Annotated in this window: 1 protein-coding gene; it reads right to left on the reverse strand. The window is 72.9% G+C overall.

Annotated features, from left to right (window positions below; all coding sequences use genetic code 11):
- On the reverse strand, positions 1–264 hold a 264-nt coding region (locus tag ACLEQD_RS45385; RefSeq protein WP_410392073.1), incomplete at its 3' end, for an AMP-binding protein.
- Positions 265–273 lie beyond the last annotated feature (9 nt).

Genomic DNA, 273 nt, shown 5'->3' on the forward strand with positions numbered 1-273 from the left:
CTCCGCCGTCAGCTCGGGACGTCCCACGTACCCGCGCGTCACCACCGCGCCGCCCACGTACAGCTCTCCCGCCACGCCACGCGGCACCGGATGCCCACTGGCGTCCAGCACGTACATGCGGGCATTCCCGATGGGACGGCCCAGCGCCAGCGTCGCCGCGCCTTCCTCCCACGCGCCCTCCACCGGGTTCGTCAGCACGCCGACCGTCGTCTCCGTCGGGCCGTAGTGGTTGAAGACGGCGCACTCCGGCGCCAGCCGCTTCACCGTCTCCAC

Source organism: Corallococcus sp. 4LFB, from assembly GCF_046520365.1.
GTDB lineage: Bacteria > Myxococcota > Myxococcia > Myxococcales > Myxococcaceae > Corallococcus > Corallococcus caeni.